The 22,541-nt window shown below is 66.3% G+C and carries 22 protein-coding genes; 12 read left to right on the top strand and 10 right to left on the bottom strand.

The window, feature by feature from the left end; all coding sequences use genetic code 11:
• Window positions 1–20: 20 nt before the first annotated feature.
• Window positions 21–215 (bottom strand): hypothetical protein, encoded by a 195-nt coding sequence (locus EO141_RS06560; RefSeq protein ID WP_127168783.1) that lies wholly within the window; start codon window positions 213–215, stop codon window positions 21–23.
• Window positions 216–726: 511 nt separating this feature from the next.
• Here EO141_RS06560 and EO141_RS06555 point away from each other — a divergent pair.
• Complete coding sequence (locus tag EO141_RS06555) at window positions 727–1,233, top strand: ferritin-like domain-containing protein (RefSeq protein WP_104583195.1); 507 nt, start codon at window positions 727–729, stop codon at window positions 1,231–1,233.
• A gap of 134 nt (window positions 1,234–1,367) precedes the next feature.
• Window positions 1,368–2,267, top strand: a complete 900-nt coding sequence (locus tag EO141_RS06550) for a manganese catalase family protein (protein ID WP_104583194.1) — start codon at window positions 1,368–1,370, stop codon at window positions 2,265–2,267.
• Window positions 2,268–2,509: 242 nt separating this feature from the next.
• Here EO141_RS06550 and EO141_RS06545 read toward each other — a convergent pair whose 3' ends face one another.
• Together EO141_RS06545 and EO141_RS06540 are read right to left on the bottom strand one after the other, a co-directional pair.
• On the bottom strand, window positions 2,510–3,079 hold the full coding sequence (locus tag EO141_RS06545) for a hypothetical protein (protein ID WP_115677836.1): 570 nt from the start codon (window positions 3,077–3,079) through the stop codon (window positions 2,510–2,512).
• A 262-nt stretch (window positions 3,080–3,341) separates the two neighbouring features.
• A complete protein-coding gene (locus EO141_RS06540; RefSeq protein ID WP_164739099.1) occupies window positions 3,342–6,896 on the bottom strand; it encodes a CheR family methyltransferase in 3,555 nt (1,184 codons plus the stop codon).
• Between the two features lie 205 nt (window positions 6,897–7,101).
• Between EO141_RS06540 and EO141_RS06535 the strand changes: the two genes are divergently transcribed.
• Window positions 7,102–7,485, top strand: coding sequence for a hypothetical protein (locus EO141_RS06535; RefSeq protein ID WP_104583192.1), 384 nt, complete (start codon window positions 7,102–7,104; stop codon window positions 7,483–7,485).
• Here EO141_RS06535 and EO141_RS06530 read toward each other — a convergent pair.
• The 3 genes from EO141_RS06530 to EO141_RS06520 form a co-directional block, all read right to left on the bottom strand.
• Complete coding sequence (locus EO141_RS06530; RefSeq protein ID WP_164739098.1) at window positions 7,479–7,706, bottom strand: hypothetical protein; 228 nt, start codon at window positions 7,704–7,706, stop codon at window positions 7,479–7,481. The two genes, EO141_RS06535 and EO141_RS06530, sit on opposite strands and share 7 nt — an antisense overlap.
• Window positions 7,707–8,987 carry a sigma-54 dependent transcriptional regulator gene (locus tag EO141_RS06525; protein WP_104583191.1) on the bottom strand — a complete coding sequence of 427 codons (1,281 nt, stop codon included), beginning with the start codon at window positions 8,985–8,987 and terminating at the stop codon, window positions 7,707–7,709.
• A gap of 573 nt (window positions 8,988–9,560) precedes the next feature.
• A complete protein-coding gene (locus tag EO141_RS06520; protein ID WP_104535190.1) occupies window positions 9,561–9,746 on the bottom strand; it encodes a hypothetical protein in 186 nt (61 codons plus the stop codon).
• Window positions 9,747–9,962: 216 nt separating this feature from the next.
• On the opposite strand from EO141_RS06520, the gene EO141_RS06515 reads away from it, so the two are divergent.
• Window positions 9,963–10,829 carry a glucose 1-dehydrogenase gene (locus EO141_RS06515; RefSeq protein ID WP_119131733.1) on the top strand — a complete coding sequence of 289 codons (867 nt, stop codon included), beginning with the start codon at window positions 9,963–9,965 and terminating at the stop codon, window positions 10,827–10,829.
• Window positions 10,830–11,341: 512 nt separating this feature from the next.
• Here the strand turns inward: EO141_RS06515 and EO141_RS06505 are convergent.
• Window positions 11,342–11,986 carry a DUF4142 domain-containing protein gene (locus EO141_RS06505; protein WP_104583184.1) on the bottom strand — a complete coding sequence of 215 codons (645 nt, stop codon included), beginning with the start codon at window positions 11,984–11,986 and terminating at the stop codon, window positions 11,342–11,344.
• Between the two features lie 263 nt (window positions 11,987–12,249).
• Between EO141_RS06505 and EO141_RS06500 the strand changes: the two genes are divergently transcribed.
• A complete protein-coding gene (locus tag EO141_RS06500; protein WP_127168781.1) occupies window positions 12,250–13,413 on the top strand; it encodes a zinc-dependent alcohol dehydrogenase in 1,164 nt (387 codons plus the stop codon).
• An 86-nt stretch (window positions 13,414–13,499) separates the two neighbouring features.
• On the opposite strand, the gene EO141_RS21340 is transcribed toward EO141_RS06500, so the two are convergent.
• Complete coding sequence (locus EO141_RS21340; RefSeq protein WP_164739097.1) at window positions 13,500–13,667, bottom strand: hypothetical protein; 168 nt, start codon at window positions 13,665–13,667, stop codon at window positions 13,500–13,502.
• A gap of 215 nt (window positions 13,668–13,882) precedes the next feature.
• Between EO141_RS21340 and EO141_RS21335 the strand changes: the two genes are divergently transcribed.
• The 3 genes from EO141_RS21335 (at window position 13,883) to EO141_RS06485 (ending at window position 14,794) form a co-directional block, all read left to right on the top strand.
• On the top strand, window positions 13,883–14,041 hold the full coding sequence (locus EO141_RS21335) for a hypothetical protein (protein WP_164739096.1): 159 nt from the start codon (window positions 13,883–13,885) through the stop codon (window positions 14,039–14,041).
• Window positions 14,042–14,148: 107 nt separating this feature from the next.
• Window positions 14,149–14,565, top strand: a complete 417-nt coding sequence (locus EO141_RS06490) for a YkgJ family cysteine cluster protein (RefSeq protein WP_104650172.1) — start codon at window positions 14,149–14,151, stop codon at window positions 14,563–14,565.
• A 10-nt stretch (window positions 14,566–14,575) separates the two neighbouring features.
• Window positions 14,576–14,794 (top strand): hypothetical protein, encoded by a 219-nt coding sequence (locus EO141_RS06485; RefSeq protein ID WP_119131730.1) that lies wholly within the window; start codon window positions 14,576–14,578, stop codon window positions 14,792–14,794.
• 56 nt (window positions 14,795–14,850) lie between these two features.
• Here the strand turns inward: EO141_RS06485 and EO141_RS06480 are convergent, their stop codons facing one another.
• Window positions 14,851–15,063, bottom strand: a complete 213-nt coding sequence (locus EO141_RS06480; protein ID WP_104583180.1) for a hypothetical protein — start codon at window positions 15,061–15,063, stop codon at window positions 14,851–14,853.
• Between the two features lie 346 nt (window positions 15,064–15,409).
• Here EO141_RS06480 and EO141_RS06475 point away from each other — a divergent pair, with 346 nt between their 5' ends.
• The 4 genes from EO141_RS06475 to EO141_RS06460 are packed head-to-tail and all read left to right on the top strand — an operon-like array spanning window position 15,410 to window position 20,160.
• Window positions 15,410–16,159, top strand: a complete 750-nt coding sequence (locus tag EO141_RS06475) for a DUF3348 domain-containing protein (protein WP_164739095.1) — start codon at window positions 15,410–15,412, stop codon at window positions 16,157–16,159.
• Between the two features lie 10 nt (window positions 16,160–16,169).
• Window positions 16,170–18,842 carry a DUF802 domain-containing protein gene (locus EO141_RS06470; protein ID WP_164739094.1) on the top strand — a complete coding sequence of 891 codons (2,673 nt, stop codon included), beginning with the start codon at window positions 16,170–16,172 and terminating at the stop codon, window positions 18,840–18,842.
• Window positions 18,839–19,513 carry an OmpA family protein gene (locus tag EO141_RS06465; protein WP_126972036.1) on the top strand — a complete coding sequence of 225 codons (675 nt, stop codon included), beginning with the start codon at window positions 18,839–18,841 and terminating at the stop codon, window positions 19,511–19,513. The genes EO141_RS06470 and EO141_RS06465 overlap by 4 nt, the downstream gene beginning before the upstream one ends.
• The gene (locus tag EO141_RS06460; RefSeq protein WP_127168778.1) at window positions 19,510–20,160 is read left to right on the top strand and encodes a DUF2894 domain-containing protein; all 651 of its coding nucleotides are present in this window, start codon (window positions 19,510–19,512) and stop codon (window positions 20,158–20,160) included. The genes EO141_RS06465 and EO141_RS06460 overlap by 4 nt, the downstream gene beginning before the upstream one ends.
• A 183-nt stretch (window positions 20,161–20,343) precedes the next feature.
• Here the strand turns inward: EO141_RS06460 and EO141_RS06455 are convergent, their stop codons facing one another.
• Window positions 20,344–22,482 (bottom strand): TonB-dependent siderophore receptor, encoded by a 2,139-nt coding sequence (locus EO141_RS06455; protein ID WP_127168777.1) that lies wholly within the window; start codon window positions 22,480–22,482, stop codon window positions 20,344–20,346.
• Between the last annotated feature and the right edge of the window lie 59 nt (window positions 22,483–22,541).

Genomic DNA, 22,541 nt, shown 5'->3' with positions numbered 1-22,541 from the left:
GCCTTGCCTGCGCGCTGCAGTCAGGACTCGCCGAGCGAGGCCTGCAGCGCGTGGGCCAGTGCGGCATCGCCGCTGACCAGCTCGCCCCAGCGCAAGGTCACGCCGTTGCGGCGGCCTTTTTCGACCAGCTTCAAGCCCTGCGGGTCGATGATCAAGGTGTAGGCCTGCTCGCCGATCTGCAGCTCGCGGCGTAGCGGTTTGTCCAACGGCGTCATGGCAGCCTCCGGGGCAAGGACGAGCCATCGGTTGTAGCGCATCGGTCCGAAACGGCGTGCATCCTCCGCCGTCCATGCTGCACGGTGCCGATACTGGCGCTGATCGCCGGTCTTGCCCTCTGCGCAAGGTGGGTGCGTGATGCGGCAGGTAGCGCATTCACCATGCGCGGTGCACGGCGCAGCTTGAGCAAGTGCCCCTGTTGCTTGCAGCGAGGCCCCACCACGTGGCGCCATCGCATCGGCGACCGCGTGTGGTCGGCGCAGCCTACGGCACAGGTCGCCATCGCATCGGGATCACCGCATCCACCAATTGCGCTAACACGCCGACAGCTAGCGTAGCGACCATGCGAGACAGCGTGCATGTGCACGACCCAACGCTGCATGGCAGGCGTCATGGCAGGCAGCGTGCCGTCGAGGCGATGCAACTGCTGGCTCGCGCGCATCGAAGGGCAAGACCCACACCCGGTGCACCGCATTGTTCATCCATCCATTCATCCCCTAGGAGCCGCCCATGGCGATCAAGACAATTGAAGAGCTTTTCGTCCACGAGCTGTCGGACATCTACAGCGCAGAAAAGCAGTTGACCAAATCACTGCCGCGTCTGGCACGCGCGGCAACCGAACCCAAGCTGGTGGAAGCGTTCAAGCTGCACCTGGAAGAAACCCAGGGCCAGATCGAACGCATCGACCAGATCGTCGAACTGCTCGGCATCAAGCTCAAGCGCATCAAGTGTGCCGCGATGGAAGGCCTGGTCGAGGAAAGCCGTGAGGTGATCGATGAGATCGAGGAAGGTCCGGTACGCGATGCGGCGCTGATTGGCGGCGCGCAGAAGGTGGAACATTACGAGATCGCCTCGTACGGCACCATTGCAGCGATCGCAAAGCAGCTGGGCTACACCGATGCGGTCACCTTGCTGCTGTCCACGCTGGAAGAAGAAAAAGCCACCGATGAAAAGTTGACCCTGCTTGCCGAGCAAGGCGGCAATCAGAAGGCATCCAAGCCCAGCAAGGCGGCCTGATGCCCTGCGCAGGCGGTGCTGCCGCCTGCGTTTGCCTGCATACCGCAGGCAACCCCCACCCGTAGCCAGCCTCAGGTTTCTGCGCGCATGCTGCGTTGCAGTTGTCGCCGGGCGCCAGCCAGGAAACACGACCCATGTTCATGCATAACAAGCGTTTGATGTACACCGTTCGCGTCGCCGAACCCAATCCGGATCTGGCCACGTTGATGCTCGAGCAGTTCGGCGGGCCGCAGGGCGAGCTTGCCGCGGCGATGCGGTATTTCACCCAGGCACTGGGCGAAAACGATCCGGGCCGCAAGGACCTGTTGTTCGATATCGCCACCGAAGAACTGAGCCACCTGGAAATCATCGGTTCGATCATCGCCATGCTCAACAAGGGCCCGAAGGCCGTGTTGTCCGAAGGCATGGAAGAGGCCATGGAGATGCGCTCCATGACCCAGAACAGCACCAGCCACACCCAGCAGATCCTGTACGGCGGCGGCCCGGCGCTGGTCAATTCCAGCGGCGTGCCGTGGACCTCGGCCTATGTCGATTCGATCGGCTGCCCGACCTCGGACATGCGCTCCAACATCGCTGCCGAAGCCCGCGCCAAGCTGGTCTACGAGCGTCTGATCACCGTCACCGATGACCCGGGCATCGTCGATGCGCTGCGCTTTTTGATGACGCGCGAAGTGGCGCATCAGAAATCCTTCGAGAAGGCGCTGTACGCGATCGAACCGAACTTCCCGCCGGGCAAGCTGCCGGGCGACCCGCGCTTCACCGACGTCTACTACAACATGTCGCAGGGCGAAGGCGATACGGTCGGCCCCTGGAATGCCGGCGAGCAGTGGGACGTGGTGGAAGACCGTGAGCTGCAGTCCGCGGTGGACGGCGGCGATGGCTCGGCCACAGTCACGCTGGATGCAACGCAGACCGAAGCACTGGATGCGATGTCGCTGCGCCTGCTGTCCAACCCGGAGCTGGATCGGGTGACCGGTGCAGACCTGGGCGCAGGCCCGGGGGCCGGCTCCACCACTGGCGACATCCAGCGCTGATCGTGCTCGACAGCGGTCGCTGAGATTAGCCCGGGTCGTTCGCGACCCGGGCTTTTTAATGCGCGGCGTACTTTCCGTTGACGGTCCTGCAGGTGGCTGTTGCCGCACCTGGGCACATCATCTGCCACGACCACGCACTGCAGCTGGCGCGCCAAGGGACGCCGCCCCGTGGGCAACGCCTTACCGAACGACAAAAAAAGAGGCCCATCGGGCCTCCTGTTGCCACTGCCTGCCACCACGCCTCACACCGGCGCGGCCTGTCGGGCCTGCGCATCGGTCCACTCGGGCCGCACGTCCGCCGCGGTGGTGCAACGCTCCAGCCGCCAGGGCAGGAGGTGACGCATCGCCTCCTCGCCACTGCGCTGCAGCCACTGCGTGGCATCGCCGTCGACGCATAAGGGACGCTGTGTCGGCAGGCTGGCCGAGGACGCGACCAGCAGCGAGAACCCCATCTGCAGGCGACCGCCGATATCCATGACATTGCGCAGGCCTGCGGCGTACAGCGCACCCCCGTCCTGGCTCAACCAGGTTGCCGAGGTGGCGCCATCTGCCGATGCGGTACAGACGAATCCGCACAGCGGGATCAGGCAGCGCTGGGTTTCCCAGATGGCGAGGTCGACCCGCCCCAGCCACTCCGGCTCCTGCGTATTGATCGAGCGCTGCTGTCCCGGCGCACGTCGACCGAAGGTTGCACGCTCCTCGCGTCTGCCGCCACGGTCGGCAACCAGAATGTCGGCATCGGCACCGACACCGATCTCGACCCAGGCATTGCTCGCAACGCGGCCTGACAACTGAAGGATGCGCGTAATCATGTTGACTCCACTGTGCAGCTTGATGACAGCAGCAGCTACGCACAATACGCGCCAAGTTTTTCGATCCCGCACACAGGCGTCCTGCAACGGTCTTGGATGACGGCAGCGGCAGCGGCGGCGCTGCGAGGTGCGAATTGGTCGCAAACATCTGCACGCACGCGCAGGATTTTCCGTGCGGGTGCGTGGATGTGCACTGCATTCGCACATCGGCACCGTAGCGCCTGCCAGCGTGCGCAGAGACTGCACGCACGCGTGCGCTCGGCTATGGATCGTGCAGCGAGGTCAGCGGCAACTGGATCTCGCATTCCAGGCGTGTATCGCTGAGCTCGTAACGCGTCTGCGCGCCATGGCTGTATGGCAGGGCTTTTTCGATCAGGCGGCGGCCGAATCCGCTTGCCTGGTCGCGATCGTTGCGTCGTTGCTGGCTGGCGCCTTCTTCGGTCCACAACAACACCAGGCGCGCCGAGGCGTCGTCGTTGGTCACCACTTCCCAGCGCACCGACAAGGTGCCGGTCGCTACCGCCAATGCGCCATGCTTGAGTGCATTGGTCGCGAGCTCGTGCAGTGCCAGCGCCAGCGTCTGCACGGTGGACTTGCGCAGTGCCACCTCCGGGCCGTCCACCACGATGCGCCGTTGGTCGGGCTCGGCACCGAGCGCATCCAGCTCCATGCGCAGCAATGCGCCGATGGTGGTGGGCTCGTTGTCCGACTGCGACAACAGCCCTTGCACGCGCGACAACGCCGAGAGCCGGTCGTCGAACCTGCCGGCGAATTCCGGCATGCTGTGGCTGGTCTGTACGGTCTGCTTGGCGACCGACTGCACCACGGTGATCAGGTTGCGGGTGCGATGCTGCAATTCGCTGACCAGCACGCGCTGCTCATCCTGCAGGCGGCGCAGGTTGTCCGATTCGGTGGAGGTTCCCAGCCACTCCAGCACCTGGCCACGTTCGTCCAGCACCGGCGCGCTGCGCGTATGGAACCAGCGGTAGCGGTGCTCGGCTGCATTGAACAGGCGGTGCTCCACGTCCAGCCCGCCGGTGCGCGCACTGTCGTGCCAGGCATTCAAGGTCAGCTCGCGCTCGTCCGGATGCACTGCCTGCAACCAGCCCAGCTCCAGGCTCTGCCCATCGTGTTGCCCGGTATAGCTGGACCATTGCGGGCTGGACCAGGTCCAGCGGCCGCCATCGCGCGAACGCCACACCAGTTGTGGAATCCCCTCCATCAAGGTGCGCAGGCGCTGCTCGCTGCTGCGCAACGCGCGCTCGGCGCGCGTCAGCGGGGTGACGTCCATGAAGGTCAACACCGCGCCGCCGATGAAGTTGTTGACCGTGCGGTATGGCAGCACCCGCACCATGTAGCGGGCACGGGTGGCGGGGTTTTCCACCTCGCGATCCAGCACCGCCAGCGTGCGGATCACCCGGCGCACATCGTCCTGCAGTTCGTCGTAGGTCACGTGCAGCTTGATGTTGCTGATCGGCCGGTGGATATCGCTTTCCACCAACGGCAGGATGTCGGTCACCGCGGGGGTGAAGTTGGTCACGCGCAGCTCGTTGTCCAGGAACACGGTCGCGATCTGGGTGCTTTCCAGCAGGTTCTTCAGGTCGCTGTTGGCATGCGCCAGTTCCTGCACGCGGTGGGCCAGCTCGCCGTTGACCGTGGTGACTTCCTCGTTGACCGACTGCAGCTCTTCCTTGGAGGTTTCCAGTTCTTCGTTGGCGCTCTGCAGTTCTTCGTTGAGCGACTGGTATTCCTCGTTGGAGGACTTGAGCTCTTCGTTGGTGCTCTCCAGCTCCTCGATCATCGACTGCAGCCGCTCGCGGGTCATGCGCAGCTCGTTCTCCAGCGCCTGCACATGTGCGTTGTCGGACACGGTGTCTTTCGGCGGCGCCAGCTCGGCCAGCTCACGCGCTTCCACCTCCTGGAACAGCACCACGTAGCCGCGCGGCACCTCCGAATCCGAGGTCGGCTCCACGAACAGGTCCACCGCCAGGGTCGCCGCATCCTCGTGCATCTGGATGCCCTTGGCCTGCACCGGCGTCATGTCCGCTTCGGCACGGCCGAGCGCGCTGCGCAACTCCAGCCGCAGGTCGCGGTGAACGAGGTTGAGCAGGTTGAGGCTGGGCGCGCCGCCGCCGGGACGGATGAAGCGTCCGGCCTGCGAGGAGAAATGCAGCACATCGAAATGCTCGTCCAGCACCGCATAGGCCGGCGCGTAGCGGTCGGCGATGCGCTCGCCGGCAAGCACCAGTGCATTGCTGACGCTGCGCTGCTGGCGGCTTGCCGCCGGCGCGTGGCCGTCCAGTCCGGGCGCGGACGACGGGAAGGGGGCATGCATGCGGCTGTCGGCATCGATCTTCTGGAACACGCGGAAGCTGCGCTCCACCGGTGCGAACAACTTGGCATGCCGCGAGACGTTTTCGGCATTGCCCAGGAACAGGTAGCCGCCCGGCTTGAGCGCAAAGTGAAACACCGGGATCACCCGGTTCTGCAGCTCGGCATCCAGGTAGATCAGCAGGTTGCGGCACGACACCAGATCCAGCCGCGAGAACGGCGGGTCCTTGACGATGCTGTGCTGCGAGAACACGCACAACTCGCGCAGCTGCTTGCTCACCACATAGGTGTCGCCTTCCTTGACGAACCAGCGCTGCAGGCGCTCCGGCCCCACATCGGCGACGATGCTGGACGAATAACGCCCCACCCGCGCAATGGCCAATGCCCGCCCGTCGATGTCGCTGGCGAAGATCTGGATGCGTGGCGCCACGTCCAGCGTCTGCGCATGCTCGCGCAACAGCATCGCCAGCGAATACGCCTCTTCGCCGGTGGAACAGCCCAGCACCCACACACGCAGGTGGTCGCCCGGCTGCTTGCCCTGGAACAGGCGCGGAATCACCTGCTGCTCCAGGAACTCGAACTCGCGGCGGTCGCGGAAGAACTGGGTCACGCCGATCAGCAGATCGTTGAACAACAACAGCGGTTCGTCGAAGCGGCTGCGCAGCTGCTCCAGATACTGCTCCAGCGTGTCCGCCTGCACCACCTGCATGCGGCGCTGCACGCGGCGCAGGAACGTGGCGCGCTTGTACCCATGGAAATCGTGGCCGGTGGCATTGCGCAGGATGCTGGCGACCTGGCTGAGCTGATCGTTCTCGCTGCCGTTGCGCACGCCCACCGGTGCCGGATGACCGAAGCGATGGTGGCGCTGCATGTGTGCGGCGATGCGTGCGGCCACCCGCGGCAGCGGCAGGATGTCGTCGCTGATGGCGGCCGGGTTGCCGGCATTGCGCAGATCCATGCCGTGCAAGGACGGGTCGTCCACCGCCAGCGCCAGGCCGCCACACTCCTTGATGGCCGCGGTGCCCAGCGTGCCGTCGCCATCGAAGCGCCCCATGATCACGCCGATCACGTTGCCGTCCTGGTCATGCGCCATCGAGACGAAGAAGCTGTCGATCAGGCCGTGATCGCTGGCGTCCTCCAGCGGGCGCAGCCGCAACCGCCCTTCTTCCAGGGTCACCAGCGTCTGGCTGGGCGGCAGGTAGATGCGTCCGGGATGCAGCGCATCGCCATCTGCGGGTGCCAGCAGCAGACTGGATTGCGGGCCGAGCAACTCGCGCAGGCGCGACTCGTCGAGCAGGTGACGATCGCGCAGCAACAGCATGATGACCAGATTGGGCGCGCCGGCCACTGCGTCGAGCAGTTCGGCCAGGCGCGTGGCGTCCAGGCCATCGGCACCGACACCGAGAATGAACAACGGCGGTGGCGCCACGGCATCGGGCGCAGTGGCCGCTGCGGTGTCGTCGCAGGAGGTGTCGTCGTCTGTCATTGCAGCCATCGCATCAACGGCGCCGGGTGTCAGGCGCAATCGTCAATGATGGCGTAAACCTGCCTCTACCGCTACGCGGCATCTGAGCGGTACAGGCACTGCACGCGATGGGTCTGGAAGCGCCTGCTTACGCGCGGCCTTAACCGACACGGCGCGCACTATGGCGTGCGCGTCGCCGGACCGCGCCATCGCGCGAGGAATTCCCATGCTGGACAATCCACTCAACGGACTTCGCATCCTCGTGGTCGAGGACGATTACCTGCTGGCCGAATCACTCAACGACCTGTTGGTGGAGGCCGGCGTCTGCGTGCTCGGACCGGTGGGCAATGTGCCCGAGGCGCTGTCGCTGGTGACCTCCGGACAGACCATCGACGGCGCATTGCTCGACGTCAATGTGCGTGGCCAACCGGTGTTTCCGGTGGCCGATGCGCTGCTGCAGCGCGGGGTACCGTTTTCGTTCTGCTCCGGCTACGACCGCTACACGCTACCGCCGCGGTTTGCGCACCTGTCGTACTGCATGAAGCCCTACAACCCACGCACGATCACCGCGCTGCTCAGCAGCCAGACCCAACCGGCCGAGCATTACTGATCGGTGCCGTCGGCAGGCACCGCACCGTCCTGGCGCAGGGCGCGCTCTTCCTCGCCGAGCTGGTTGAGCAACTCCACCGCCGACTGATGGGTGGCACGCAAGGTCTCCATGGGCTTGGAGGTCTCGCTGCGTAATGCATACAACGCAAAGCCCATCACGTTGAGGCGGTTGCGCAGCTGATGCAGCAGCTCGCGCCGCCGTCCATGCGATGCGTCGCTCACTTACGCGTCCTTGTCGCTGAGCCGGTTGTGCAGCGTGCGCACGCTGATCCCCAATTCGCGCGCAGCCGCCTTCTTGTTGAAGCGCGTGCGCGCCAGTGCCGCCTCGATCATGGCGTCCTCGGCCTGGCGCATGGTCCACCCCGCCGGAATCAGCAAGCCGTCTTCGTCGGCCTGCGGCACGGTCTGCACCACATCCGGCGCGCTCAGCAGGTCGCCGTCCGAGCGCAGGTACAGGTAGCGGATGAACGAGCGCAACTCGCGCACGTTCCCCGGCCAGGTGTGGTAGGCCAGATAACGCAGCAACGATTTGGTCGGCAGCTTGCGGGTGCCGTACTTGACGTTGAGCTCGTCGATCACGCGCAGGCCCAGCAGACGCGCATCGCCGCGACGCTCGCGCAGCGGCGGCACCTGGATCGGGTATTCGTTGAGCCGGTAGAACAGATCCTCGCGCAGCACGCCGTGCTCGCGTTGCACATGCTGGTGCGTCGCCGCGACGACCCGCGCGTCCAGCGGAATTTCCTCGCTGCCGCCCACACGCATGAAGCTGCGCGACTCGATCGCGCGCAGCAGGTAGACCTGCAGCCGGGTCGGCATCTCGCCGATCTCATCCAGGAACAGCGTGCCATCTGCTGCCTGCTCCAGGAACCCGGCATGCCGACGATCGGCACCGGTGAAGCTGCCACGCTCGTGGCCGAACAGCTGGCTGGCCAGCAGTTCCTCGGGAATGGCGCCGCAGTTGACCGGCACGAAGCGACCACGCCGGCCGGAGACCCGATGGATGGCGCGCGCGACCAGGTCCTTGCCGGTGCCGGTTTCGCCGGTCACCAGCACATTCAGATCGGTCGGCGCCACGCGCACGATGTCCTTGCGCAACAGCACGATGCTGTCGCTGTTGCCGATGATGCCCAGGTTGCCCTGCTGCGCCTCACGCAGGCCGCCGAGCACGCGTTCCAGCCGTTCGGGCGCGAACGGTTTGGTGAGGAACTCGCTGACGCCAAACTGCTGCGCGCGGCCCTGGGTTTCGTAGGCGTAATCGCCCGAGACCACCACGATCTGCGGCGTGTGATCCGGGTCGAGCCGTTCGATGAGATCGAAACCGCTGCCGTCGGGCAGGCCAACATCCACCACCAACAGGTCGGGAAAGTTGCTGTCCAGCCAACGGCTGGCTTCGCCAAGGGTGTGGATGCCCTTGGCACGGAAGCCGCTATCGGTGGCTAGCTCAACCACCTGATCGCAGAACTCCACGTCGTCGTCGATGATGGCGCAGGAAAGACGGTCCATGAGCGCTTCTGTCCGCAATGACTAATACATGTTCAGTTGAGAATTGTGACGGCGGCGCGAAAAACGCGCCTGCACGCCACCACGAAAATCGCACATCGCTGTCACGGCCGTCCCGCCACCTGGCGCTCGCTTCCCCAGAGTCGAGCTCGCCGTAGAAGTTTGCCCGAAGTACGCAGGGCAACGCGGGATTACGCCAGTGCCAAGCGTCACGGTTGGGGTCGGTCGACGCGTCGAATGCGCCGAAACGCCAAACAGCGCAAGCTTTGATGGGGATGGGAGCGCGGCCTGCGCACGGACGCGGTTGGACCGAGCTGCTGGATCAGCTCGCTTGCGCCGTGATGTGGCGGCGAGGCGGTTGAGGGGCGATGAGGCGAGCCGAGACGCTGGTTGCAGCGTCGCGCAACCGCGGCTTCAGGGCCAACGGATGCAAGCCGTGATCGCGAGGTGTGACCGCTAGCCTACGCGGCAGGCGTAGAGACGGTGTGCATGGATCCGCCACGCCAGCGCCATGACGCGGCGCGCGCCTGCGTGCGCCGGCATGACGGACGCCGCAATTGCAGCATTGCGCGTGACTCAGCGCTTTTCTGAGCCGTCCGGGCGTTCGTAATCGTGTTCAGGGTCGGCCTTGTTCACATCGCGGTCTTCGTCGGGCATGTCGTGGACCTTCCACTCCACATCCTCGTTGCGCTGTTCCTGCGGCGTAAACGGCTTTTTCTGATCATCGTCCGGACCCCACGGCTTTTTCGGTTCACTGCCCATCGTCGTTCTCCTGCGTTGTGGTCATGAGCCCACGCTAGGCCGGTGCGCATTGCAGAGCAGTGAACAAAGCTGCGCGGTGGCGTGAAGCAAGCGGCGCGCGCGCAATCGGCGGCGGCGGCACCACACACGCCGCCGACATGGCCTAGCCCGTGCGTTTACGTTTGCGTGCGCACACTGCTGCATCACAGTGATGCGTCATCTCGTCAGGAGACAACAATGCCCGTACCCAACTACCCCCGCCCGCCGTTCAAACCGCAGCAACAGGGTTTCCCCGGGCGTACCGAAAAGATGGACCCGCGACCGGACCATGGCGAAGACAGTTATGTCGGCCACGGGCAGCTCACCGGCAAACGTGCGTTGATCACCGGCGGAGACAGCGGCATCGGCGCGGCCGTGGCGATTGCGTATGCACGCGAGGGGGCCGACGTGGCAATCGCCTATCTTCCCGATGAGCAGGAAGACGCTGCCAAAATCGGCGCATTGATCGAGAAGGCCGGCGTCAAGGCGTTGCTGGTGGGCTGCGATATCAGCGACCCCGCCCAGGCCGCTGCGTTGATCGACAAGGTCAACAGCACCTTCGGCGGCCTGGACATCCTGGTCAACAACGCCGGCTACCAGCAGTATTTCGAAACGTTTGAGGACATCACGCTGGAGGAGTGGCGCAAGACCTTCGACACCAACGTGCATGCCGTGTTCCATCTGGTGCAGTTGTCGGTGCCGCTGATGACCGACGGTGGCTCCATCATCAACACCGCCTCGGTGCAATCCAAGAAACCGACGCCGAACATCCTGCCGTATGCCGCCACCAAGGGGGCATTGGCCAACCTGACCATTGGCCTGGCAGGCGTGCTGGCCGACAAGCACATCCGCGTCAATGCGGTATTGCCGGGTCCGATCTGGACGCCGTTCATTCCCGCCGGCATGGATGAGGAGTCGGTGGAAAACTTCGGCGGCCAGACACCGATGGGCCGCCCCGGGCAGCCGGTCGAGCTGGCATCGGCGTACGTGATGCTGGCAGCTGATACCGCCAGCTACACCTCGGGCACCTTGCTCACCATTGCCGGCGGCGCCGTCACGCTGTAACCCGCCCAACGCCGCACCGCATCGTCAAGCCCGCCTCGCTTCCTTGCCCAGGCGGGCTCTTTGTTCGATCAATAAAAGTCTGTTCACTCGCAGCACCGGCCATATCGGTGTCGACTTGGTACGGTGTGGCCAGCAAGTGTGCACTGTCGATGACGTAAGCGACTGCTCCGAGCGCATGCTCGACCAATGCAGCGCCTGATGGATTGCGCCCGGACGTTCGTTGTCGCAGGACGGTCGCCTAGTCGAGATGGCAGTCCCGCGCAGCTGCGTGGACACGGTGGCGTGTTCGATGGCCTGTGGCAACGCCAGGCCGCGGGATTCGAGCAAGCGGCCCCTGACGCGTGATGACGACCGTGTTGCGACAAGGTCGCCCGGCAACGGCTGAACCTGCGGCCTGCGGCGTACATGCGCGATGCGCGCCGCGCTTGCCCACAACGGCAACAGGCAGCCGAAGCTGCCTGTTGTCCGTGTTCACCGCATACGCTGCGGTGCGCGATAGCGATCGCGGTTGATTAATGCGCCTGGTTCGCCTTGGCCCGCAGCGACTTGGCATGTTCCAGATGCTGGGCGATGGTCTGGCGTGCACGCTGCAATTCCTTGCCCAGATCGCTCGATCCCGGCTCGCTGGCCAGCTGTGCGTCCAGCAACGTCAACGCCTGCTCGTGGCTGGTCACACTGGCTTGCAGGTACTGCGTTTCGAACTCCTTGCCGTCCAGGCCTTCCAGGCGCTTGCGGGTGCCATCGGCGCGGCTGGACGCGGCCTGCGCCAGCGTACCGCTGCGATCGGGCGCAAAACGGCTGAGGTCGGTCAACGCTGCGCTGTGTGCCTCGTCCATCTTGCGGGCGAACTGCAACGTCTCGCCTTCAAGGCCCTTGACGACCGCCAGCTGCGCAAGCGTGCGCTCCTGCTCGTTGAACACCACCAACGCACCCAGTGCCTGCTTGCGGTCGCTGGACAGCGTGGTGGCTGCACGCAGCGGGTCACCATGCGGCGGGGTGCTGCCGGCCTTCGCCGGCGCACTGAGCGACTGCTGTTGAACGTCGCGGTCGTTGTTCGTCGGGCTGGCCGTTTCACCGGTGTCGCCCTGACGACGCTGCCACGCCTTGTACGCCACGTAGCCCACCGCGCCGGCGGTCAGCATCTTAAAAATTCCCATCGTTGTCTCCTTGATTGATCGCGCAAGGCGCGGTCGTTGATTGTCGGGGTCGCATGGTCGCTGCAGGCATGAGCTGCGGACGATCCAGCGTGGCAGTCGAGAGTGCGAGTGCGCGGGTTATCCAGACGTGACACGCGCATCAACGCCGCGTCGCCAATCGGGCGCGTCCACACCGTGCGCACGTGCCGTGCTGATGGACTTAACGGCGCGCCGCCAACACTGCACGGCGTTGCCGCATACCGACGGCCTTACGGGAGATCTCCATGCTTGCCCTCAACTACCACGGCTCACGCGATGTGCGGGTCGAAACCGTGCCGGATCCGACCCTTGTCGAACGCGACGATCTCATCCTGCGCGTCACCGCCACCGCCATCTGCGGCTCGGACCTGCATCTGTACCGCGGCAAGATTCCGGACCTGCGGCATGGCGATATTCTCGGCCATGAGTTCATGGGCATCGTCGAAGACGTCGGCCCCGATGTCACCGCGGTCAAACCCGGCGACCGTGTGGTGATCCCGTTCGTGGTGGCCTGCGGACGCTGCTTCCACTGCATGCTGCAGGAGTTCTCCGCCTGCGAGACCACCAATACCGGCAAGGGCGCCGCACTCAACCACAAGGACATGCGCCCACCGGCGGCGCTGTTCGGCTTCAGCCACCTATATGGCGGTCTGTCCGGCGGGCAGGCCGAGTACGTGCGCGTGCCCAAGGCCAATGTCGGGCCGTTGGTGGTGCCCGATGCATTGCACGACGAGCAGGTGCTGTTCCTGTCCGACATCCTGCCGACCGGCTACCAGGCCGTCATCGATGCCGGGGTCAAGCAGGGCTCGACAGTGGCGATCTTCGGCGCCGGCCCGGTGGGCCTGATGGCCGCGGCATGCTGCCGCATGCTGGGCGCCGAGCGCATTTTCATGGTGGACCGGCATGCGTACCGGCTGGACTTCGCGGCCAAGGCCTACGGCATCATCCCGATCAACTTCGACGAGGTCGATGACCCGGCCGATGTGATCGTGTCGCAGACCGATGGCCGCGGCGTGGACGCCAGCATCGAGGCAGTGGGATTCGAGGCCGAAGGCAGCGCGATCGAAACCGCACTGACCAACCTGAAGCTGGAAGGCAGCAGTGGCGTGGCGATTCGTCAGTGCATTGCCGCAACGCGCCGCTGCGGTGTGGTCAGCGTGCCGGGCGTGTATGCCGGCTTCATCCATGCCTTCATGTTCGGCGATGCCTTCGACAAGGGCCTGAGCTTCAAGATGGGCCAGACCCATGTGCAGAAGCATATGCCGTACCTGCTGGAATGCATCGGCAATGGCGACCTCAAGCCCAGCGCGATCATCTCGCACCGCATGCCGCTGGCCGACGCCGCGCGAGGCTATGAGCTGTTCGACAAGAAGCAGGACGATTGCCGCAAGGTGGTGTTGACGCCGTAACCGCCAACAGCGCTGCAAATGCTGCAAACGCAAACGGCGCGGTCGATGACCGCGCCGTTTGCATTGCTCGTCGATGTGCGGCCTGGTCAGTCCAGCGGCTTGGCCGGCACGAACGGCGACACCGGATCGCTGGCCGGAAAGGTTTCCTCCAGCGCATCGTCCTGCAAGGCGTCCTGTTTTTCCTTCTCGCTGCGTTGGTCGTCGTGATCGCCAGCCGAATCGGGCGCAGCTGCGTGGTTGTGGTCGGTGGTCATGGGTTCTCCTGTCGCGTGGATGCGGACCACCCAACGCTACGGTGGTCCGGCGACGGCACAGGTGAAAAACGTCTTCGCATCGGCACGACAAAGGCAACCGTTTAGGGATGCATCCAGCCGCGCGGCGCGCTGCGGGCGCTGTTGCATGCTGGCAGCCGTTGATCGCTGTGGATCCGGCAATCCAGGCCGTGACGCAACGGAGCAGCGGAGCATGCGTGGATCGACGCGCCCTGTGCGTCGTCTGTCTGCGCATTGCACCGTTCGACATCGCCATCATGATCGGCATGGCGCGCGTTTATCTCCTTACCTGCCTGTCTTCTGTCGATGCCAACGGCGCAGCGTCGATGACGCACACACGCAATCCGCACCATTGAGTGCCTCGACCGATGCCTCCGCGCGCGACACCCGCACCGCAGGCCCACACGCAATGCACGCATCGCAGTGCCGACGACGCGGCCATCCAGGGCGCTGCCGCAGCGCAATGCCCGTCTGCTGCATCCAAGGCAGGGGCCGGTTCACACCCCGGCACGCCCAGGGTGTATGGTGCAAGGGCGGCCGGACTCCGGTGTCGCCTTCACTCTATCTGGCCTTCTCCATCAAGAATCTCTGCGAACGCTGCGATGCCGTCTGTTGCCGGCTCACCGTCATGGTCGATCCATCCGACCGCATCCCCAACCACCTGACCAGCGTGACGCCGCAAGGCTGGCACGTGATGGCGCGTGACGAGGAAGGCTGGTGCGTGGCCATCGACGCGGCGCGCATGTGTTGTTCGATCTACGAGACGCGGCCGGCGATCTGCCGGCGTTTCGTCATGTCCGGGCCGTATTGCCGCGACGTGCGTGCCACCTACGACGACCAACGCCGACGGGGCATTCCCTTGACGCTCTACAACGCATGAGGATTTCGCCATGAACAACTCCCGCCGTCAGTCGATGACCGTGAGCAATCAGCCAGGCAAGCCGCGGTTGTCCGAGCAGCGTCTGGCCGCCGATCTGGAGGCGTTCCAGCAATCCGGCGGCGCGATCGAGCGGCTGGGCGATACCCCGCTGCGTCGCGACAAGAAGCGTGGCGAGCCCGAGGCCACGCCTGCGGTCGCGGTCAAACCGGCAGCTGCCGACGCCAAGTAAGCGTGCGCGGCGCCTGCCGGTACAGCCGGCCCGCCGCACCCCCGCAGCCTTGGGTTCTATAGCAGCTGCGCGCGATCGATCGCGCCAAGCCCTTGCGCCAGCGAGGCCATTTCATTGGCCAGGTTGATCATGTTGCCGCCGGCCTGTGCTGCGATGGCCATGATGCGTTGATACGCATCCCAGAAGTCCGGTCCACGGCCATAGGCATCGTGGAACCCTTGCAGCTCCAGGACCAGCAGATCGGACACTTGCATGTCGGAGTGGTCCATTGCGTTCCCTCGTTGGGGGTTTCCCGGCCCGCAGCTTATACCCGTTCACCTGGCAAAACCGGCGCGATCAGACCACCGGGGATTGAAACCTGAATTGGTTAGAGAGGGTGACCGGGGTGACATCACTGCGCAATTTCCGCCGCTGCCGCGCTGGTTGCGCCTGGCACCGTGGCGCCCCACGGCGCCAGGCAGCCGCCGGCACCTGCCGCGGAGAGGAGCCGGCTCAGCCAGCACCAGCACGGCTGAATGCCGCCAGCCCTGCCCGCAGCCACAGGCGCTCCGGCCCTGGCGCGGGCGCCGAACCACGCACATTCCCGTGTAAAATGCGCGGTCTTTGACCGGACCAATGGCGAAAGCTGCTCCACGGGCGCCCTTGTCGGGCCCGGCGTTCATTCGCCTGCTCGCTCGCCTCACCGATGCCCACGTTGCCCAGTCCAACCATGCGCTCGCCGACCGGCTCAGCCAATGGATCGACTGGACGCGCGCGGTCGCCGTGTCCAAGGCACTGGATGGCAAGCTGCCCGAGATCGAAGCGCTGCCCGAGACGCGCCGGCTCGACGTCGAGGCCTGCGCACGCGTGCGCACCGGGTTGGCGACCAGCAGCGTGGTCGACCTGGATGCCGTGGTCGCACGCGTACGCCGCGATGCGCGCAGCGCCGCCGCTGCCGGCAGCGACGCAGCGGCAGCCTTGCCTGCGCCCGACTATGCCCCGTTCCGCCAGCACTACCTGGCCATGCAACGCGCAATGCGCACCGCCACCGGCGACCTGCGTGGCCGCCTGCGCGACATGCTGGCCCTTGAGTCCGGGCAGATGGCGCGGCTGGCCGAGGTGGATGCGGTGATGGAGCTGACCTTGAGCCCGCGCGAGCAGACCCTGTTGAACCATGTGCCGACCCTGCTCGGTGCGCATTTCGAGCGTCTGCGCGATGCCGCGCAGGCGCCAACCCCGGCAGCCGACGGCGACGCCGCGCCACGCGCGGTCTCCGACGGCTGGCTGGATGTGTTTCGCAAAGACATGCAGAGCGTGTTGCTCGCCGAACTGGATGTCCGTTTTCACCCGATCGAAGGCCTGCTTGCAGCGCTTCGTACCCGCTAACTGGGACCTCATGTTCAGAACTCTCGTTCACCTGTGTGTGTTTGTCGTCGGCCTGTTGGCGGTTTGCTGGGTCGGCATCGGTTATCTGGGCTCCAACCCGCTGGGCGCCTGTGTCGCAGCGGTGATCGGCGCCTGCTATGTGGCCGGCGCGCTGGAGCTGTATCGCTATCGCCAGGCCAGCGCCACGCTGGACGATGCCGTTGCCGCGTTGACCACCGCACCAACGGCATTGAGCGAGTGGCTGGAGCGCCTGCATCCGAGCCTGCGCAATGCGGTGCGCCTGCGCATCAAGGGCGAGCGCGTGGCGTTGCCGGCACCGGTGCTGACACCGTACCTGGTCGGCCTGCTGGTGTTGCTGGGCATGCTCGGCACCCTGCTCGGCATGATGGCCACGCTCAAGGGCACCGGCTTTGCATTGCAGAGCGCCACCGACCTGCAGGCCATCCGCGGCTCGCTGGCCGCACCGGTGGAAGGCCTGGCGTTTGCGTTCGGCACCTCGATCGCCGGCGTGGCGACCTCCGCAATGCTGGGGCTGTTGTCGGCGCTGTGCCGGCGCGAACGGCTGCAGGCAGTGCAGCGGCTGGACCTGAAGATCGCCTCCGAACTGCATCCGCACTCGGACGCGCACCAGCGTGGCGAAGTGTTCAAGTTGCAGCAGCAGCAGAGCGCGCTGATGCCGGCGCTGATCGATCGCCTGCAGACGCTGATGGGCAGCATCGAGCAGCAGAGCATCGCTGCCGATGAGCGCCTGGCCGCGCAGCAGGCCGAGTTCCACGCCAGGAGCGAGGCGACCTATGCGCGCCTGGCCACGGCGATGGAGCACGCGTTGCAGGCCGGCGTGGCAGAAAGCGCACGCGCGGTGGGCGCGGCCCTGCAGCCGGCGATGGAAGCGACCATGACCAGCATCGCGCGCGACACCGCCGCGTTGCATGAGCGCCTCACCCACGCCGTGCAGCAGCAACTGGACGGCATCACCAGCGGCTTCCAGCACAGCGCCAGTGCCGCGGCCGCGCACTGGACCACCGCGCTTGCCGCCCAGGAACGCGGGCAGCAAGCGCTCGACACGCAGCTGCAGAACACGCTGGAGCAGCTCTCACAACAGGCCACTGCGGTGCAGGACGGCGTCAACAGCGCCGTGCAGCAGCAACTGCACGCACTCAACGACGGCTTCCAGCACAGTGCGCAGACGGCCGCCGACCATTGGCAGGCCGCATTGGCCGCGCAGGAACGTGCCCAACACGCACTGACCGAGCAGCTGCAGGCCACGTTGGCGCAGATCGATCAGCGCAGCATCACGGTGCAGGACGGCGTGAGCCACGCGGTGCAGCAGCAGTTGCACGCACTCAATGACGGCTTTGACCGCAGCACCGCCGCCGCTGCCGACCACTGGGCAGCGGTGCTCGCCGAGCAGCAGCGCGCAGGTGCCGCGTTGAGCGCGCAGTTGCACGCCACGCTCGCACAGCTCGCGCAGCAGACCACCGCGCTGCAGGACGGCGTGCACCAGGCCGTGCAGCAACAACTCGATGGCCTGAGCAATGGCTTCGAAAGCAGCACCGCGGCGGCTGCCGCCACCTGGACTGCGGCAGTGGCCGAGCAGCAGCGCGCAAATCAGGTACTGACGCAGGAATTGCAGGGCACGCTGAGCCAGTTCGCCAGCACCTTCGACGCACGCTCCAGCGCCCTGGTCGATGCGGTGTCCAGGCGCATGGATCAGTCCAGCAGCGAGACGGCCAGTGCCTGGAACGATGCGCTGGCGCAGCAACGCGACGCCAGCGCCGCCCTGGCGAGCCAGCACCAGGGCGCGCTGGCGGCCGCCACCGCCAGCTTCGACACGCATGCCGCCGCCCTGGTCGGCACGCTGCAGCAATCGCATACCGACCTGCAGGCCGCGCTGGAAGCGCGCGATTCCCAGCGCCTGGCGCTGTGGAGCGAGCGCTTCACCGCGATGAGCGCGGAGCTGACCACGCAGTGGGAACGCACCGGCGAACGCGTCACCCAGCAACAGCAGGCGATCTGCGACACCCTGGCCAGCACTGCCAGCGAGTTGTCCACGCAGGCGCAGGCACAGGCCAGCGCCACCATCAGCGAGGTGGCGCGCCTGATGCAGATCGCTTCCGAAGCGCCCAAGGCCGCCGCCGATGTAGTGGCCGAGCTGCGCCAGAACCTGTCCGAAAGCATGGTGCGCGACACCGCCATGCTGGAAGAACGCAGCAAGCTGCTCGCCACCCTGGACACCTTGCTCAACGCGGTCAATCACGCCTCCACCGAACAACGCGCAGCGGTGGATGCACTGGTCACCACCTCGGCGGACCTGTTGCAGCGCGTGGGCACACAGCTCACCGAACAGATCGGCAGCGAAACCGGCAAGCTCGGCGCGGTGGCCGCGCATGTCAGCGGCAGCGCGGTGGAAGTGGCCAGCCTGGGCGAAGCCTTCGGCGTGGCGGTGCAGCTGTTCAGCGGCTCCACCAGTGAGCTCAACGTGCGCCTGCAGCACGTCGCCAGCGCCCTGGACGCCTCGCTCGCCCGCAGCGACGACCAACTGGCGTATTACGTGGCGCAGGCGCGCGAGGTGGTGGACCTCAGCATGCTGTCGCAGAAGCAGATCATCGAAGAACTGCGCCAGCTCGATCGCGGCCGCAACGATGCCGGTGAGGCCGCTGCCGACGAGGCCAGCGCGGCATGAGCGACGAGATCGACATCGACGGCGAATCGGGCACACCGATCTGGGCCGCCTTCGGCGACCTGATGTCGGTGCTGCTGGGGGCGTTCGTGCTGATCTTGGTCGGGGTGATCGGCGTGCAGCTGCAGCTGTCCAGCCGCCTGGATGAAGAGGTCAGACAGCGCCAGGCCGAAGCGCAGCGCCGCAAGACGCTGGAGCAGGCGCTGGCCGCGCCCCTGGCCGCCGGCCGCGTGACCCTGGTCGATGGCCGCATCGGCATCCGCGGCAATGTGCTGTTCGCCTTCAATTCCGATCAGTTGCAGCCGGAAGGCCGCGAGGTGCTGAAGACACTGGCCGCGCCGTTGACCGAGTACCTGGCGGCGCGCGAGGAGATCCTGATGGTCAGCGGCTTCACCGATGACCGCCCGGTGCTGGGCGGCAACCGTCGCTACGCCGACAACTGGGAACTCTCCGCGCAACGCGCGCTCACCGTGACGCGTGCATTGATCGCCGAAGGCGTGCCGGCCGCGTCGGTGTTCGCCGCGGCCTTCGGGTCGCAGCAGCCGGTGGATTCCAATGCCGACGAAACACGCCGCGCCAGGAACCGCCGCGTGGAGATCGCGCCGATCGCGCGCCCTGCCACGTCGCGTGCCTCTTCTGCCGCCAAGCCCACAGCGGCCGCAGGCACGCGATGAGCACGCAGGCGACATCCGCGCACGCACGCCTGCAGCGCTGGCGCAGCCAGGGTGCCGACCAGCTGGATCCGGTGCGGTTCCACCTGATGGAGACGCTGGCCGCGCGGGCCGGCACCCAGGCCGAGGCGGTGCGCCAGGTGCTGGAAGAAAAGCTGGGCAGGCTGGTCGATGCGTATGCGGCAACGGTGAAGCAAGCGGCGCGTCGTCCTGTGGCTAGCGATGCCGCGCAGCCACTGCAACGCAGCGCGCTGGGCGCACTGGCCGAGCAGATGGCAGGCCATGCCGCGTTGATGGAAGTGGACAGCAGAAAGACCGCCACGGCCGACGCCACGCCGTTTCCCGAGCTGCCGGCGCTGGAGGATTTCCGTCGCACCTGGACCACGGTGCGCACCGCCAGCCAGGTGCGGCAGTCGCTGCAGGACGCCCCCAAGGACGCCGGCCCGCTCAATTCCAGCGTGCTGGTGCACCGCTGCATCAGCCTGATGCGCGAGTGCTCACCGGGCTATCTGCAGCACTTCCTCGGCTATGTCGATGCGCTGTCGTGGCTGGAACAGCTGCACAACGGTGGCGCGTTGGCCAGCGAGGACGCCGCAGCCGTGGCGCCCGGCAAGAAGCGCAGCAAGCGTCCTTCCACGCGGCGCAGCTAGCGCGACCAATCACGCACGCTGCGCTGCACGCGCACGCCGCTGGCGGATACCAGCCTGGCGCACGCACGGTGCGGTGGCAGCCAGTCCGACGGCCTGCCGTCGTTCGCACCCACCTGGCCGTCGCGTGCTCCATCGACCACGCAGGAGCGTCGATCATCGCTCAGCGTGGCACCGCACCGCTGCTCAAAACCGCAGCCGCACACCCACCGTCCAGCTGCGCGGCGCGCCGGGATACACCCACTGCTCGCTGTAGGAGAACGCGGCGTAGCGGCGGTCGGTGAGGTTCTCGACCTTGGCATACAGGCGCAGGCGCTCGCTCAGGTCGTAATGCCCGACCAGGCGCCACACGGTGTATGCAGGCAGCACGAAGTCGGTATTGCTATCCACCGAGCCCAGCCGCTCACCGGTATGCGACACGCCCACGCCCACCGCCGCACTGCGCTTGCCGGTCAACGGCTGCTCATAGTTGAGGAAGGCATTGCCGCTGAAGCGCGGCACGTTCGGGAAGCGGCGCCCCTCGGCCAGGCCGGTGCCGGCGGCGGCCTCACTGCTGCGCGTCACCTGCGAATCGGTATAGGCCAGGCCCACCGATGCGGCCAGACGCGGGGTCAGCCGCCCGAGCAGATCCAGCTCCACGCCCTGGCTGCGCATCTGGCCCACCGGCAGCGAAAAACTGGTGTCGGCCGGATCCAGGCTCAGCACGTTCTTCTTGTCGATGCGGAACGCGGCCAGCGTCGCTTCCAGGCCATCGCCGGGCTGCACGTATTTCAGGCCGGTTTCCAGCGAGCGGCTTTTCTCCGGCGCAAAACTCTGCCCGTCCGCACCCACGCCGCTGTTGGGACGAAAGCCGGCCGCAGCACTCGCATACAACGACAATGCCGCGTCGACATGGAAGATCACGCCCGCACGCGGGCTGACCACACCGTCGGAGGCGCGCTGCGTGGCGCCGCGCAGCTGGTTGTCGAGATCCTGCTGGTAGTGGTCGTAGCGCAGGCCGAGCAAGGCTTTCCAGCGCGCACCCAGATCGAGCTGATCCTGCGCATAGACGCCCCACACCTGTTGGCGTTCTTCGGTGTCGGTGATTGTGGCCAGCCGCCCCGGCTGCGCAACGCCGTACTGCGGCGCAAGCACGTCGATGCTGTACGGCGTGGCCGCAGAGCGTGCGCGCTGCTGAAAGCGGCTGTCGTCGAAGCGATTGCCATCCACGCCGAACAACACGTTGTGGGTGACGCCACCCATCTGCAAGCTGCCAAGCAATTCGGCACGCGCAGCGATGTCGCGGCCCTGGTAATCGCGGTAGCGGCGCTCGCGGCGCAGCGTGCGCTCGTCGGCCTGCAGCGTCCACGGTTCGGTGGAAAACCCGCGCATGCCGCTGTCGCGATAGGTCGCCCCGCCCTGCAGCGACCAGGTCTGGTTCACGCCATGCACCACAAAGACCTGGTGCCCGGTGGAATGCAGGTCGATATCGCCATCGCGCGGCTCGCCCAGGAAACGCCCGGCCGGCAGCCGATTGGCATCGCCATCGATGGCGGTGACCCCGCGATCGAACGGCGCATGGATGCGCACGAACTCCAGCTCGTAGGACACCGTGGTATCGGGCGTCGGCATCCACAGCAGCGAGGGCGCCAGCAGCGTGTTGTCGCTGTCGACGGTGTCGCGGAAGCTGTGCTGATCCTTGTGCATGACATTCAGCCGATAGGCCAGGTTCTCGCCCAGCGGGCCGGTGCTGTCGAGCGCAGCGCGATAACTGTCAAAGCGCCCCGCCGACAGATCCACGCTGTGCTGCGGCTGGAACAGGGGCTTCTTGGTGACGATGTTGACCGCCCCGCCCGGCTCGCCGCGCCCGTACAACGCCGAGGCCGGGCCCTTGATCACCTCGATGCTCTGCGTGTTGGCGCCATCGCGCAGGCCGTTGTAGCCGCGGCTGGCGTTGAAGCCGTTGACCATGTAATCCGAGCTGAAATTGGGGTCGCCGGTGAAGCCGCGCATCGAGTAGCTGTCCCACAACCCGCCCAGGTTGTTGGCCTTGGTGATGCCGCTGGCCAGCTCCAGCGCGCCGGCCAGATCGGTGACCCCGGCGTCCTCGAGCAGGGTCTGGTCCAGCACGCGCGCACTGATCGGCAGATCGCGCAGCGGCGCATCGGTCTTGGTGGCGCCGGTCACGCTCAAGGCGCGGTACGGCGTGTACTGGCTGCGCACCTGCACCGTATCCAGATCGCGCGCCTGCGGCTCGGCGGCCGCGGCTAGGGGGCTGACGCCTGCGCAGCTCAGTGCACCGAGCAAGGGCAGCGTGTTGGACAGACGGCGGCGCGGGGTGGACATCGGGCAGGACTCCTGAAGCACCCGGGCACGCTGGGCCCGGGTCGCACGTGAGACAACGA

The organism is Xanthomonas sp. BRIP62415 (genome assembly GCF_003993515.1).
In the GTDB taxonomy this organism is placed as follows: Bacteria; Pseudomonadota; Gammaproteobacteria; order Xanthomonadales; family Xanthomonadaceae; genus Xanthomonas; species Xanthomonas euroxanthea.
This window is presented reverse-complemented; position numbering and strand designations above follow the sequence as displayed.

Coding starts and splice junctions, on each gene's coding strand:
- EO141_RS06500 (WP_127168781.1), top strand. CDS start 12,250: ATGCTTGCCCTCAACTACCACGGCTCACGCGATGTGCGGGTCGAAACC.
- EO141_RS06535 (WP_104583192.1), top strand. CDS start 7,102: ATGCTGGACAATCCACTCAACGGACTTCGCATCCTCGTGGTCGAGGAC.
- EO141_RS06525 (WP_104583191.1), bottom strand. CDS start 8,987: ATGGACCGTCTTTCCTGCGCCATCATCGACGACGACGTGGAGTTCTGC.
- EO141_RS06550 (WP_104583194.1), top strand. CDS start 1,368: ATGTTCATGCATAACAAGCGTTTGATGTACACCGTTCGCGTCGCCGAA.
- EO141_RS06505 (WP_104583184.1), bottom strand. CDS start 11,986: ATGGGAATTTTTAAGATGCTGACCGCCGGCGCGGTGGGCTACGTGGCG.
- EO141_RS06475 (WP_164739095.1), top strand. CDS start 15,410: ATGGCGAAAGCTGCTCCACGGGCGCCCTTGTCGGGCCCGGCGTTCATT.
- EO141_RS06515 (WP_119131733.1), top strand. CDS start 9,963: ATGCCCGTACCCAACTACCCCCGCCCGCCGTTCAAACCGCAGCAACAG.
- EO141_RS06485 (WP_119131730.1), top strand. CDS start 14,576: ATGAACAACTCCCGCCGTCAGTCGATGACCGTGAGCAATCAGCCAGGC.
- EO141_RS06545 (WP_115677836.1), bottom strand. CDS start 3,079: ATGATTACGCGCATCCTTCAGTTGTCAGGCCGCGTTGCGAGCAATGCC.
- EO141_RS06490 (WP_104650172.1), top strand. CDS start 14,149: ATGCCCGTCTGCTGCATCCAAGGCAGGGGCCGGTTCACACCCCGGCAC.
- EO141_RS06560 (WP_127168783.1), bottom strand. CDS start 215: ATGACGCCGTTGGACAAACCGCTACGCCGCGAGCTGCAGATCGGCGAG.
- EO141_RS21340 (WP_164739097.1), bottom strand. CDS start 13,667: ATGACCACCGACCACAACCACGCAGCTGCGCCCGATTCGGCTGGCGAT.
- EO141_RS06465 (WP_126972036.1), top strand. CDS start 18,839: ATGAGCGACGAGATCGACATCGACGGCGAATCGGGCACACCGATCTGG.
- EO141_RS06455 (WP_127168777.1), bottom strand. CDS start 22,482: ATGTCCACCCCGCGCCGCCGTCTGTCCAACACGCTGCCCTTGCTCGGT.
- EO141_RS06540 (WP_164739099.1), bottom strand. CDS start 6,896: ATGACAGACGACGACACCTCCTGCGACGACACCGCAGCGGCCACTGCG.
- EO141_RS06480 (WP_104583180.1), bottom strand. CDS start 15,063: ATGGACCACTCCGACATGCAAGTGTCCGATCTGCTGGTCCTGGAGCTG.
- EO141_RS06460 (WP_127168778.1), top strand. CDS start 19,510: ATGAGCACGCAGGCGACATCCGCGCACGCACGCCTGCAGCGCTGGCGC.
- EO141_RS06520 (WP_104535190.1), bottom strand. CDS start 9,746: ATGGGCAGTGAACCGAAAAAGCCGTGGGGTCCGGACGATGATCAGAAA.
- EO141_RS06470 (WP_164739094.1), top strand. CDS start 16,170: ATGTTCAGAACTCTCGTTCACCTGTGTGTGTTTGTCGTCGGCCTGTTG.
- EO141_RS06555 (WP_104583195.1), top strand. CDS start 727: ATGGCGATCAAGACAATTGAAGAGCTTTTCGTCCACGAGCTGTCGGAC.